The 9,165-nt window shown below is 28.4% G+C and carries 5 protein-coding genes; all 5 read left to right on the top strand.

Translation table 4 applies throughout. From position 1 onward, the window contains the following. The first annotated feature begins 226 nt into the window (after positions 1–226). The 5 genes from OF364_RS02950 to OF364_RS02930 all read left to right on the top strand — a co-directional run bounded on the left by OF364_RS02950 (position 227) and on the right by OF364_RS02930 (position 8,944). Positions 227–1,015, top strand: coding sequence for a tRNA1(Val) (adenine(37)-N6)-methyltransferase (locus OF364_RS02950; protein ID WP_263752814.1), 789 nt, complete (start codon positions 227–229; stop codon positions 1,013–1,015). Positions 1,016–1,017: 2 nt separating this feature from the next. Further along, complete coding sequence (gene metG, locus OF364_RS02945; protein ID WP_263774125.1) at positions 1,018–2,592, top strand: methionine--tRNA ligase; 1,575 nt, start codon at positions 1,018–1,020, stop codon at positions 2,590–2,592. 63 nt (positions 2,593–2,655) lie between these two features. Then, entirely contained in the window at positions 2,656–3,927 is a 1,272-nt protein-coding gene (gene obgE / locus OF364_RS02940; protein WP_205851507.1) for a GTPase ObgE, read from the top strand. A gap of 271 nt (positions 3,928–4,198) precedes the next feature. After that, the gene (locus OF364_RS02935) at positions 4,199–5,920 is read left to right on the top strand and encodes an APC family permease (protein ID WP_263774124.1); all 1,722 of its coding nucleotides are present in this window, start codon (positions 4,199–4,201) and stop codon (positions 5,918–5,920) included. Positions 5,921–6,061: 141 nt separating this feature from the next. Beyond that, complete coding sequence (locus OF364_RS02930) at positions 6,062–8,944, top strand: cation-translocating P-type ATPase (protein WP_263774123.1); 2,883 nt, start codon at positions 6,062–6,064, stop codon at positions 8,942–8,944. Positions 8,945–9,165: the final 221 nt, after the last annotated feature.

Raw genomic sequence — 9,165 nt, 5'->3', positions numbered from 1 at the left:
CAGCAATGTATTCAGCTGACCAGTACTAATAAATTGATTGGTTTAATAGTGATTCTATAGAAGTAATCTAAATTATTTATCGATATTCAGTTTTCAGAGAACAAATTAAGCGATGAGCCGCAAAAAAACTTAAATCCTTAAAGGGATTTTTTTATTATTAAAATTTGAGTTTTATATGTCTTAAATTTAGAATTTAATTAACCTAATCATTTATAATTAATTAATTATGAAAAAGGGAATTATTAAGAATAATTTAGGCTATGGAGGTGACTTATTTGTCTACCAAGACAAAGAAATGTTTAATTATTCAGTTGATACTATTTTATTAGGTAATTTTGTATCAATTAATCGCAACGTTTCTAATGTTTTGGAAGTAGGCACCAATAATGGTGCACTTTCGATTTTTATAGCTTCACGGTCAAAAAAAATTTCTATAGATGCAATAGAAATTTTGCCCAAAGCAGCCAGTTTAGCTAAAAGAAATGTTGAACTAAATAATCTTAATAATCAAATAAATGTCATTGAGGCTGATTATAAGGAATATGCTAAAGATTATGCTTTTAAGTGTGGTAATAAGCAAGCTAAAAAATATAGTTTAATAGTAGCAAATCCACCTTATTACAATGAAGATTATAATCAACCGAGACTAAAGGGAACTCTTGAAAAGAAATTAGCCACTCATGAAATAAATTTAAATTTAGAACAACTAATTAGTTTATCTTCTAAAATTATTGAGCAAAAAGGCTATTTTAGTGTCGTTATGCCAATAGCAAGATATGTTGATTTAATTGTTTTATTAAGAAAATACAATTTTGAGCCCAAAAGAGTTCAATTAGTATATACAAGAATTAATAGCCAACCTAAATTCTGTTTAGTAGAAGCACGATTTAACTCAGGTTGAGGTACTTTTTTTGAACGCAATATATATTTACACAATGATGATTTAAATGACCATTCTTATCGTATTGAAACTAAAAAACTATATGTACCAATTAAAGCTAAAGGAGAAAAATAATTATGTCTAAAATAAATAAAAAAACTTTTTATATAACTACACCTATTTATTATCCTAGTGGTAATTTACACATTGGACATTTACTAACTACTACATTAGCTTGAGTATATAAGAATTTTAAAAAATCACAGGGTTATGATACATTTTTTAGTACTGGTATCGATGAGCATGGGCAAAAAATTCAAAAAAAAGCTGAAGAAAATAATTTAAGTCCTCAAAAATATGTTGATATTGAATCAAATAAGTTTATAGATCTTTGAAATAAACTTGATATCGACTATGATTTTTATAGTCGCACTACTAATAAAAATCATGAAGATTTTGTTTTAAAAGTATTTGACAAATTATATGAAAAGGGCTACATTTATAAAGATAAATATATTGGACTTTATTCAGTTAGTGATGAAGAGTATTTAACTCCAACACAAGCAATTCTAAAGGATAATAAATACTACCATCCCACTTCTAATCATTTATTGCAACAAATTGAAGAAGAAAGTTACTTTTTTGATATGAAAAAACTTCATCCTTGAATTAAGGAATTTTTTGAAACAAATCCTGAGTTTTTAACTAATAAAAGTACACATAAAGAATTAATGAATAACTTTTTAGCTAAGGATTTAGAAAACCTATCAATAACCCGAATTTCTTTTGATTGAGGTATTAAGATTTCAAATCAAAAATATAAAGATGATAATCAACATGTTATTTATGTCTGGCTAGATGCTTTATTTAGTTATTTAAGTGCTTTAGGAATAGAATCAAAAGATGATAGTGCTTACAAAAAGTACTGAAAAAACGGAACTGAAAGAGTACATGTACTTGCAAAAGAAATAGCAAGATTCCATGCTATTTATTGACCGATATTTTTAAAAGCCTTAGATATTAATTTGCCTACCAAAGAAGTGATACATTCATGAATAATTACTCCAGAAGGCAAAATGTCAAAATCAAAAGGTAATGTTGTTGATCCAATTCCTTTAATAGGAAAATATGGCAATGAACCAATAAAATACTTTTTTAGTTCACAAATTAATATTAATAATGATTTTGCTTTCACTGAAGAATTATTAATAAATGTCTTAAATGCTGATTTAGCTAACAACTTTGGAAATCTAGTTAATAGAACTATTAAAATGGTTAATCAAAATTTTGCAAATGGTACTAATTATGTTGAGACAAATTTAGAAGTAATTGATAAAAACATCCTCTCAGAATTAGATAATACTTATAAAAAATATGTTGAATATATGAATGATTTTCAAGCAGATAAAGCCTTAAAATTAGCCATATCTTTATCTTCAAAATTGAATGAATATATTGACTTAACTCAACCATGATTATTAAAAAATAATCTTGAACGTTTAAATATAGTTTTAAATGTTTTATTAAATGGAATATATACTGTTGCTTTAATGTTATCAATAGTGATGCCTAAAAAATGTAATCTAATTTTAAAATTCTTAGGCCAAAAAGAATTAAAAAAAGAAGCTATTAATGCCTTCAATAAATTTGATAATATTGCACCTAACGCAACTGAAGTTTTATTTGCTAGAATAGATAAACAAAAACACTAAAACCCAAATCTCTCAGATTATCAATCTGAGTTTTTTTAGGCCTTTTTTTGATAAAATTAAGCAATGAAATTTATTGATGAAGTTAATGTTGTAGTGATAGCTGGAAAAGGTGGTGATGGTATCATCAGTTTTAGGCGTGAAGCACATGTTGATAAAGGTGGTCCTGATGGTGGAGATGGCGGCTTAGGTGGTTCAATTTATTTTCAAGGTGACTCTGGCCAAAATACACTTTTACCATTTTATTATCAGAATAAACTTAAAGCTGAAGATGGTGAAAATGGTAAACCTAAAAATGCTTACGGAAGAAGTGGAAAAGATTTGATAATAAAAGTTCCGCTTGGAACAATGGTTTATAGAGATAAACAACTAATAGCTGATGTTATTTCTGAAGAAAAATACTTGATAGCTAAAGGTGGCCAAGGTGGTAGAGGAAACTTAAAATTTAAATCTTCAAAAAATACAGCTCCGCGAATATGTGAAAATGGCACACCTGGAGAAAAATTTGATTTACACCTAACTTTAAAAGTTTTAGCAGATGTAGGTTTTTTAGGTAAACCTAGTGCTGGTAAAAGCACATTGCTATCATTAATATCTAATGCAAAACCAAAAATAGCTGATTATGATTTTACGACCCTAAGTCCACAATTGGGACTTGTTAAATATTATGATAATTCTTTTGTTGCAGCTGACTTACCCGGATTAATTGAAAAAGCCTCAGAAGGAAAAGGGCTGGGAATTCAGTTTTTAAAACATATTGAACGTTGTAGAGTTATATGTCACATAATTGATTTTGGTTCTGATTATAAAGATCCAATCAAAGATTATGAAGCCATAAATTATGAGCTTAAATCATATAATTTAAAACTTGAAAATTTACCTCAAGTAATAATTGCTAACAAAAGTGATTTAGATAACTTTGATTCAAATTTAAAGAAATTTAAAAAAGCATATCCAAACCTAAAAATTATTGAAAATTCTTCATTTACTCAACTTAACATTGAAGAAATTAAAAAAGAATTATGAAACACTTTACAAAAAACTCCACAATCAATTATTGATGAAACTAAAGATAATGAAGATGTTGTAGTTATTAGACTAGAAACTAAACCAATTGAAATTATCAAAATTAATAATGATACATATGAGATTGTAGGAGAAGAGGTATTTAAAGTTTGCGATAAAATACCAGTTATTTCTCAAGATAATTTATGGAGATTTAATGCTAAATTAAAAGGCTTAGGCGTGTTTGAGTTGATTAAAAATTCTAATGTTAAAGATGGCGATACAATCAAAATTAGGGACTATGAATTTACATGAAATAGTGAAGAATTCTAAGTATTAGAGCACAAAATTATCAAGAACGACATTGACACATAGTGTTGTTCTTTTTGATAGTTTTTATTTTCGAAAACATTGATTTTTCAATACAAAACGCTAAAAAAATGTTCAAAATTACCTTTTCAGTACTCAATAAAATAATAAATTATTTAAAAACATTATAATTTAAAAGGATACATCTTTTGTGGGACAAATATAAACATATAAATGTGGGTGTATCTAAAGTTCGAATTTTATTTATATTTAAATTTATATGAAAGGAAATATTATGGCCGAAGAACAAATGGTTGTTACTTCAAGCACAAAGAAAAAAATTAGTTTCTTTGCAGCTATAATGGTTGTTATCGGCGCATCAATTGGGGTTGGAATTTTTCTAAGATCTAAAACAGTTCTAGAATATTCAGCCGGAAATATTGCATTATCACTTGCAACATGATTGATTGCTGGTTTTGCTGTAATTACTTTGGCACTAGCTTTAGTTGAAGTTGCCTCAGGGCGTAATGACAACTTAGGTATGATCGGTTGAACAAAAGCTTTTAATACATTGTATATTTATAAAGCTAATAAGTTCTTTATGACTTACCTATATCTTCCATTTACATACTTCTTCATGCCTTACTATGTAATTGTTCAATTCCAAGATGGATTACAAGGTTTTGGTATGGAAACTAACTTTGGTGGCTCAAGTTCAGCCCCATGATTCTACTTTTTAATTGGATTAGTATTGACATTGTGAATGCTATTTTCAGCAGGTCTAAGTGGACGTGCAGGAAATATTCAAAACTTAATTATTACATCAGTTAAGTTCATTCCTTTAGTAGCTATTGTTATTATTGGATTTGTTTACTTCTCACAACGTCTAAGCCAAGAACCAACTACTATCTGAACTCCGATAACAGTAGATTCATTATTTAAAAAAGAATCTACTTCATTCTTAAAATTAACTCCAGTACTGGGAATTTTCGGATCATTAGCTGGTATCTTCTTTGCTTTTGATGGATTTTATGTTTCAGCTGGTATTCAATCAGAAATGAAAAATCCAGAAAAAACTCCTGCAGCTTTAGTTATTGGTTTATTCTCAATGACATTAATGTACATTATCATTGCTGCAGCTATGTCACTAGGTGCTAAATCTGGTGGTTTCTACGACTTTGGTGGTTTACTAGAAAAAAGTGGACACAAATGAGCATTTGGTGTTATTAACATTATGATTGCAATTGGTGTTTTAGGTATTTTAAACGGTTTTTCAATGTGAGCAACTCGTTTTGTAGAAGACTTAATTAAGGAAGGTGAAATTTACATTCCTGCTAAGGCTTACAGATACATGAAACACTCAAATACTCCAATTGTGGGTATGTTATTCTGTCTAATATTATCATTACCATTTATGGTAGTGTTAACTGTAATTGGAGCATATGCATATATCGACAAATGAGATGTTGATGGTTCTAATGTTTACGGTGCAAATATTGGAAAATTATTATCATTCTCAGACCTAATGGCTGACTGAATGGCAGTATTCGCATTTGCATTCATTGCATTCTCGATAATTGGTGTTCTTGAAAATAGAAAGAAACATTTCATTGCCGTTAAAGAAAACAAACACACAGTTTGAGCAGGTTATATAGCTATTACAATGGTTATGTTAACCATGATTATTAAAATGTTAGACCCATTCTTATCATTAGGATTAGTATTAGGTCAATACATGAGAGAAGGTGCAGATGTTGCAAAACTAAAACCAGACTTAATTGCATATTCAGCAACATCAGGATTATTCATCCTATACATGGTAATTATGTTTGCTTCAACACCAATCGAAAAGAAAATTGCACTTTCAAAACAAATTAAATACGCACAAATTTTAAAATCAGAACTATGCGAATGTAAATCAGTAGCTTACTGTCCATGTAAGATTGCTGATGTTAAAGAAGCAAATGAATTAAACGAATTAGTTCTACATTCATATGCAACAGCTCGTTTAGCATAATTTTAAAATTAAATATTTAATTCTTTTTAATCAAAGGCCAATACCAAATAGGTATTGGTTCTTTTTTAATATTATTTAATTAATATGTTGTAACATTTTATTATTGTGATAATAACTAAGAATAGTATTTTAAGGAAGATAATGAAGAATAATGAACAAGCCAATTTAGAAATAACAGATGATTTAATTCAAACCAATATGAAATTAGGCATAAGTGATGATGAAGTTATTTTAAGGCAACAAAAATACGGCCCTAACGAACTAATTAAATCTAAAAAAATGAATTATTTCTTAGTTTATCTAGCACAGTTTAAAGATATTCTTGTAATCATATTAATGTGCGCAGCATTACTATCTTATATATTTGCAATTGTTAGTGGAATTCGGAATAAATGAGTTTTTGATTCTAAATTAATTATTGAATTTGTAGAGCCTTCAATAATTTTATTTGTTGTATTAACTAATTCCCTCATTGGTGCTATTCAAGAAATAAAAAGCGCTAAGGCAGTTGATGCATTAGCTAAGCTTAGTCCCTTATATTCTAAAGTTATTCGCAATGGCTCATTAGTTAATCTTAAGGCCTCAGAAATAACTATCGGTGATATAGTTATGCTAGAGCCTGGAGATGTTGTTCCTGCTGATGGATATTTATTATTTTCATCTAATTTATCTGCCATTGAAAGTTCATTAACAGGCGAAAGTGAACCTGCTCAAAAAGACTATAATGCTAAAAGAGATCTTGATTTAGCTTTAGCAGATAGAAAATTCATGATGTATTCATCATCAATTATTTCTACAGGAACAGGTTATTTAGTGGTTAGTGCTATCGGCCAAAAAACAGAAATTGGCAAAATATCTTCATTAGTAAATAATGAAAAGCAATCCGTGAGTCCATTGCAACTAAAAATTAATAAGTTAGGAAAAATATTTGGTTATGTAGGTATTGCTTTATTTTTAGCAAGTATCATTATGCAATTACTATTTGCAATTCCTAATACTGCTCATTTTAGAGAAAATTCATTCTGAAGTACAGTGATAGTAAATGGAATTTCTTTAGCAGTAGCTGCAATTCCTGAAGGTTTAATTGCATTTAGTTCTATTATTCTCGCCATTGGTATTCAAAGAATGGCTAAGAAAAATGCTATAGTTAAGGATTTAATGGCGGTGGAATCTTTAGGAAGTTGTGCAGTCATTTGTTCCGATAAAACAGGAACACTAACACAAAACAAAATGACAATTGTTAATCTTTATGATTGTAAAAGTAACAAACTCCAAAATCTTGATTTAACCAAAAACAATTTAGACTCTGAGTTTAGTAATTTAATCAAATACGGCTCTATTTGTTCAGAAGCAAATCTGGCGTTTGAAAATAATGAATACAAACAAGTTGGAGATCCTACTGAACTAGCATTTTTATACGCACTTCAAAAACATTTTAATAATGAAACTAAAGTCAATTTAGAAAAATTATATCCTCGTGAATTTGTTATTCCTTTTGATTCAGAACGCAAATTTATGACTTCAATTAATTACATAAACAATAAGTATATTGTAATCACTAAGGGTGCGCCTGATGTTTTAATAAGTAAGTCAAATATTGACATTAAAGAGAAAGACAAATTATTTAAGATTAATAATGAATGAGCTAATAAAGCATATAGAGTTTTAGCAATATGCTCAAAAGAAATAGCCTACGAACAAGTTAAAAAACTTAAAAACATGCAATTAAATGAACAAATCAAATTTTTGGAAAAAAACCTAAATTTTGAAGGTTTAGTTGCAATGATTGATCCACCTAGAGAAGAAGCAAAATCTGCTATTGAAATATGTAGAAGTGCTGGTATTAAACCAATCATGATTACTGGTGATAATATTAACACTGCCGTGGCAATAGCTAAAAGTTTAGATATATATCGCCCTAATGATAAAACTTTAACGGGAATAGAATTAGATGCTTTAAGCGACGAAGAATTAAGTCAAAATATTGAAAAATATTCTGTTTATGCTCGTGTTAAACCGGAAGATAAATTAAGAATAGTTAAAGCATGACAAGCTCGAAATCAAGTGGTCGCTATGACTGGTGATGGTGTAAATGATGCACCTGCTTTAAAAGCTGCTGATATTGGATGCGCAATGGGCATTACAGGCACAGAGGCATCTAAACAAGCAGCTGACATGATATTATCAGACGATAATTTTTCAACAATAGTTAGTGCAGTTGAAAATGGGCGTTCAATTTATCAAAAAATTAAGAATGTTATTCAAAACTTATTAATTACTTCAATTGCAGAAATCATTTTAGTATTCTTTGGTTTAATAATTTTTAAAATTATTTTTAATAATTGATCTGAATTAGCAAATAAAGAAATATATATTCTTTCGGCAACACAATTACTATGAATTAATTTATTTACGCATGGTTTTCCTGCTATTGCTTTAGGATTGCAAGATTCCAAAGAAAATTATATGAATAAAAGACCAATATCCAAATATGAATCCATTTTTGCCGGGTCCATGGGTATAAATACATTATGACAAGGAATATTGGTAGGCATAATTTCATTAGTGGCATATTTTTTAGGAGCTCTATGAGCTAAATATAATTCAGCTGATAACATTTTGGAAGCCGCTTCTACTGTAGCATTCTTAGTTTTAGGAATAACAGCTACATTTAATTCAATTAATTTAATGTCAAAAAAACCTGTAGTACTATCAAATCCAATTTTTTATTGAAAAGTATATGCTTCAGTTATATTTTCATTATTATTCTTATTATTAGTAGTATTTGTTAAACCAATAGCAAAAGTATTTAAAGGCTATGAAGGTTTTAAAGACTCACCTGCTTTATTGGCTTATGGTTTAGGTATACCATTAGTTTTAATACCAATATACTTTATTCATAAAATGACAATTTTAAGTCTTGAAAAAAGAAAAAATAAAATAGAAAAAATTAATGATTTCCGAATGATACTTAGTCCAAAAGAAATTAAACAAGCAAAAAGAAAAACAACAAGAATTAAATAGAATAAATTCAATTCAAAAACCATAAATAAATATTTTATATTTATAGTCGTTAAACAAACCCTTCATTTGTGATGTCTCACTAATACATGGTATGTAAACATATCCCCTATTAGTGGACTACCACAAATGGAGGATATGTTTTTTATTATGAAAAAATATAAGACAAGAATATTTTTATACAAGTTGTGTATGAGAGTGCTTACTGGAGAAAAAATTCCAGA

This window comes from Mycoplasma enhydrae, from assembly GCF_025779955.1.
In the GTDB taxonomy this organism is placed as follows: Bacteria; Bacillota_I; Bacilli_A; order Mycoplasmatales; family Metamycoplasmataceae; genus Metamycoplasma; species Metamycoplasma enhydrae.
The sequence above is the reverse complement of the archived record's forward strand: the minus strand, read 5'-3'. Positions and strand labels throughout refer to the sequence as shown.